At 68.4% G+C, this 3,428-nt stretch carries 5 protein-coding genes and 1 pseudogene; 4 read left to right on the top strand and 2 right to left on the bottom strand.

The annotated features are described in order from the left end of the window. Positions 1-322: 322 nt before the first annotated feature. From A949_RS0108110 to A949_RS0108095, 4 genes are all read left to right on the top strand, one after another. Entirely contained in the window at positions 323-763 is a 441-nt protein-coding gene (locus tag A949_RS0108110; protein ID WP_019355506.1) for an SRPBCC domain-containing protein, read from the top strand. Beyond that, positions 750-1,115, top strand: a complete 366-nt coding sequence (locus tag A949_RS0108105; protein WP_019355505.1) for an ArsR/SmtB family transcription factor — start codon at positions 750-752, stop codon at positions 1,113-1,115. Before A949_RS0108110 ends, A949_RS0108105 begins: the two co-directional genes overlap by 14 nt. Before the next feature lie 2 nt (positions 1,116-1,117). Further along, on the top strand, positions 1,118-1,501 hold the full coding sequence (locus A949_RS0108100) for a VOC family protein (RefSeq protein ID WP_019355504.1): 384 nt from the start codon (positions 1,118-1,120) through the stop codon (positions 1,499-1,501). Between the two features lie 90 nt (positions 1,502-1,591). Further along, positions 1,592-2,182, top strand: a complete 591-nt coding sequence (locus A949_RS0108095) for an SMI1/KNR4 family protein (protein ID WP_019355503.1) — start codon at positions 1,592-1,594, stop codon at positions 2,180-2,182. A gap of 20 nt (positions 2,183-2,202) precedes the next feature. On the opposite strand, the gene A949_RS36260 is transcribed toward A949_RS0108095, so the two are convergent. Together A949_RS36260 and A949_RS0108080 are read right to left on the bottom strand one after the other, a co-directional pair. Beyond that, a protein-coding gene (locus tag A949_RS36260; RefSeq protein WP_106428767.1) for an IS5 family transposase occupies positions 2,203-3,059 on the bottom strand; the annotation gives its coding sequence in 2 pieces (ribosomal slippage) (positions 2,203-2,741 and positions 2,741-3,059; 858 coding nt in all). 25 nt (positions 3,060-3,084) lie between these two features. After that, positions 3,085-3,428 (bottom strand): annotated as a pseudogene (locus A949_RS0108080) (hypothetical protein); the annotation flags it as partial.

The following is a 3,428-nucleotide window of genomic DNA, read 5'->3' as shown; positions in this document are numbered from 1 at the left end:
GCTGGGCGGCGACGAGGGTTCCCGTGCCCGGATGCGCCGGACGGCCGTACGCCAGGCTCGGCCGGGCGCCCGCTGGACATCGAGCGCGATACCGGCACCCGTCAGAAGGTGGCCAGGGCCGCGGAGCCGGGCATCGAGGGGTGGAGCCGGTCGGCCGCAGGTCGTCGTGCCAGGTGGGTCGCGGCTCGAGCCGGGTGGATGAGTCACGGCGGACGGTTGGCAGGTCGTGCAGGCGATCGCGCGTTCCGAGCGGGGCTTGCGGGATCCTCATCGCAACCATTAGGTTGCCATCACTATGGCAACTCAAAGGTTGCGAAGGAGCATGGGTGTGGTTCCGGACAGGATCGAACGCGAGACGGTGCTGCGGCACCCCGCCGAACGGGTGTGGGCCGCGCTGACCACCGCCGAAGGCCTTTCGCAATGGTTCGGCTCGGTGGCCGAGATCGATCTGCGGCCCGGCGGCCGAGCGTATTTCCGCTGGGACGACCTCGACGCAGAATCCGTCGCCACGATCACGATCGTCGATCCACCACACCGTTTGGCGTTCAGGTGGCCGGTCGAGGGCTGGCCGGGAGACGACGCGCCCCTGACGCTGGTGACCTTCACCCTGGAGCCCGTAGCGGAGGGGACCCGGCTGCGTCTGGTGGAGAGCGGGTTCGCCCAGGCCGCCGACCACGTTGCCCGGTCCGCCCACCAGGCCAACAGCCAGGGCTGGGCAGCGGAACTCGGCGACCTGGAGACCTACCTCGATGCGGCGGCCTGATGCACAGGAGCAGGCCGTCGCGGTGTTCGCGGCGCTCACCGATCCGACCCGGCGGGCGCTGCTGGACGAGCTCGCCCGCGCCGGACCCGCAACCGGCACCGAGCTGGCCCGGCGGCTGCCGATCAGCCGACAGGCAGTGGCCAAGCACCTCGATCAGCTCGCCGAAGCGGGTCTGATCAGCTCCGCCGAACCGGTCGGCCGACGCCGCCCCTACCGGTTGGAACCAGCACCCATCCGCGCGGCCCAGCTGTGGCTGGCCACGCTCGCCAACAGATGGGATGACCGGCTGTCCGCGCTGGAACGCGCACTGGGCGCCACCGCCACCCCGACACCCGACCGAGGAGCCACCTGACAATGAGCCAGCCCGAGTTCACCGCCGGCCTGAACATCGCCATGAAGATCCCCAAGGCGCAGTACGAGGCCACCGTGGTCTTCTACCGCGACACCCTGGGCTTCGACGTCAGAGAAGAGGACGTTTCCTACGCTCCGACCGTCTCAAGAACGCATTCGGTGCGGTTCGGCCCCAACACACTGTGGCTCGACCGCGTCGACAACTACAGTCGGCCCGACCTGTGGTTGCAGCTCCACACCGATGACCTGGACGCGGCGACTGCCGCACTGGCCGGCACCGGCATCCGCCCGTGTGACGAGGTCGAACCACTGCACAACCTCGAATCCAGAACCCACTGGATCAAGAACCCGGCCGGCGTCGTCCACCTGCTCGCAGAATCCGGCTGAGCCGCCCAGCCCTGTGCGGTGCCTGCACACCATCGTCGACACGGCAGACGTCGCCCGATGCGGCACTAGGCCGTCTCTTTCGGATCTTGAATGATGACCGGCATGAGTACGGAAGTCTGTGACCCAGCCGAGTTGGCCACCCTCCGCGAGATCTTCGCGTCCCGTCCCGAGGCGCTGCCGCCAATCGGCTCGGATGCGGTGCGGTCCTTCGAGGCGGAACACGGCGTCCTGCTTCCGGAGCCGTACCGAACATTCGTGGCGGAGGTCTGCGACGGACTGCGCGCGGGACCGCCCTACTACGGTCTGCTGCCCCTCGCGCAAACGCCCCAGGACTGGGGTTCGGGCCGCCCCGAGCGCCTAATTGCCGAACCTTTTCCTCTCACGGCGGCATGGATGTGGGAGGCGGAGGGCGACGAGGCGGCCATGTCTGAGCAGGAGTTCGAAGACCTGATAGCCCCCGTATACGACCACGGCTCAGTGTTGTTGGGCACCGACGGCTGCGGCATGTACTGGCACCTGGTCGTCACCGGTCCGCAACGCGGTCACGTCTGGCTGATCGACGAGAACGGCGCGATACCCTTCGGTACTCGGCCGGATACCTGCCTGATGCCGGGCACGCCCGGTTTCTTGGGGTGGGTGACCCGCTGGGCCCAGGGCCGCTCCTGGTTCGCGGATGCCTAGCCTACGACGATTCATTTGAATCAGCGGGCGGACCAGAGGAAGATCCCCGCGATGTGGAGACCGGCCAGGTAGACGGTCGCCGTCTTCTCGTAGCGGGTGGCGATCCCCCGCCACTGCTTGAGGCGGTTGATGCACCGCTCGACGGTGTTGCGCTGCTTGTAAGCCTCGCGGTCGAAGGCGAGAGGGCGTCCACCTCGACTGCCGCGCGGCAGTCGGTGCGAGTTCTGATCCGCCCGGGACGGGATAACTGCTCGAATACGACGGCTGCGCAGGTGCTCGCGGATCGAGCGGGACGCATACGCCTTGTCCGCCAGGACCACGTCAGGAGGGGCGCGGGGCCTGCCCCGACGGCGGGGGACGCGCAAGCGCGCCATCACCTGGGGGAAGGCTGGTGCATCGTCGGCCTGCCCTCCGGTCAGGACGAATACCAACGGGCGGCAGCGGCCGTCGGCCGCAAGGCGGATCTTGGTGGTCAGCCCCTCCGCGGGACCGGCCGATGGCGTGGTCGGCCGGCTCGCCTGCTGGGGCCCCTCCCCGCGGGCCCCAGCAGCGTGCTGGGAACGCGAACGATCGTGGAGTCCACCGACACCACCCAGTCGAGGTCGCCCTCCTCGTCGGCCTGGGCCAATAGCGCGGTGAACACGCGTTCCCAGGTGCCGTCGACCGCCCACACCCGCAGCCGGTTGTAGACGCCCCGCCAGTTGCCGTATTTCTCCGGCAGGTACATCCACTGCGTACCCGTCTGGAACTTGTAGGCGATCGCATCGATCACCTCACGGTGATCCCGCCACCGGCCACCCCGCTTCGGTGTCCGGTCCGGGAGTAACGGCTCGATCCGCGCCCACTGCGAGTCAGTCAACGGCACACCGGGACCAATGACCGACTGATCCAAACGAAACTGCCTAGTCGACGCACATGGCGAAGGCCAGGGCTAGGCCGGATTGCATACCGGCCATCCAGGTGTTCGGGTAGCCCTCGTAGGGAGCGTTGACCGTGATCTCGTCCATGTTCTGCCCGACGCCGTTGGTGGCCGGCTGCGACCAATAGCCCCCGCCGATCATCTTCTGGTTGCCTGAGCAGGTCGCGGCGACCACTTTGCCGGGGTCGGACCACTTGGAGGCGACGACGGTGGGCGTCGGGGCGCCGGTGACGCACATGGCGTACGCCTTGGCCTGGCCACGCAGCGACTGGACCGCCCAGGCGTTGGGGTGGGAGACGCTGGGGGCGTTGCCCTGGATGAAGTCAG

The sequence above is a fragment of the Streptomyces sp. AA1529 genome (assembly GCF_000280905.1).
In the GTDB taxonomy this organism is placed as follows: domain Bacteria; phylum Actinomycetota; class Actinomycetes; order Streptomycetales; family Streptomycetaceae; genus Streptomyces.
Note: the sequence above shows the minus strand (reverse complement) of the source record. Positions and strands in the feature narration are given on the sequence as shown.

Excerpts from the sequence above, each read along its gene's own strand:
- A949_RS0108095 (WP_019355503.1), top strand. The coding sequence starts at position 1,592 with ATGATGACCGGCATGAGTACGGAAGTCTGTGACCCAGCCGAGTTGGCC.
- A949_RS0108100 (WP_019355504.1), top strand. The coding sequence starts at position 1,118 with ATGAGCCAGCCCGAGTTCACCGCCGGCCTGAACATCGCCATGAAGATC.
- A949_RS0108110 (WP_019355506.1), top strand. The coding sequence starts at position 323 with ATGGGTGTGGTTCCGGACAGGATCGAACGCGAGACGGTGCTGCGGCAC.
- A949_RS0108105 (WP_019355505.1), top strand. The coding sequence starts at position 750 with ATGCGGCGGCCTGATGCACAGGAGCAGGCCGTCGCGGTGTTCGCGGCG.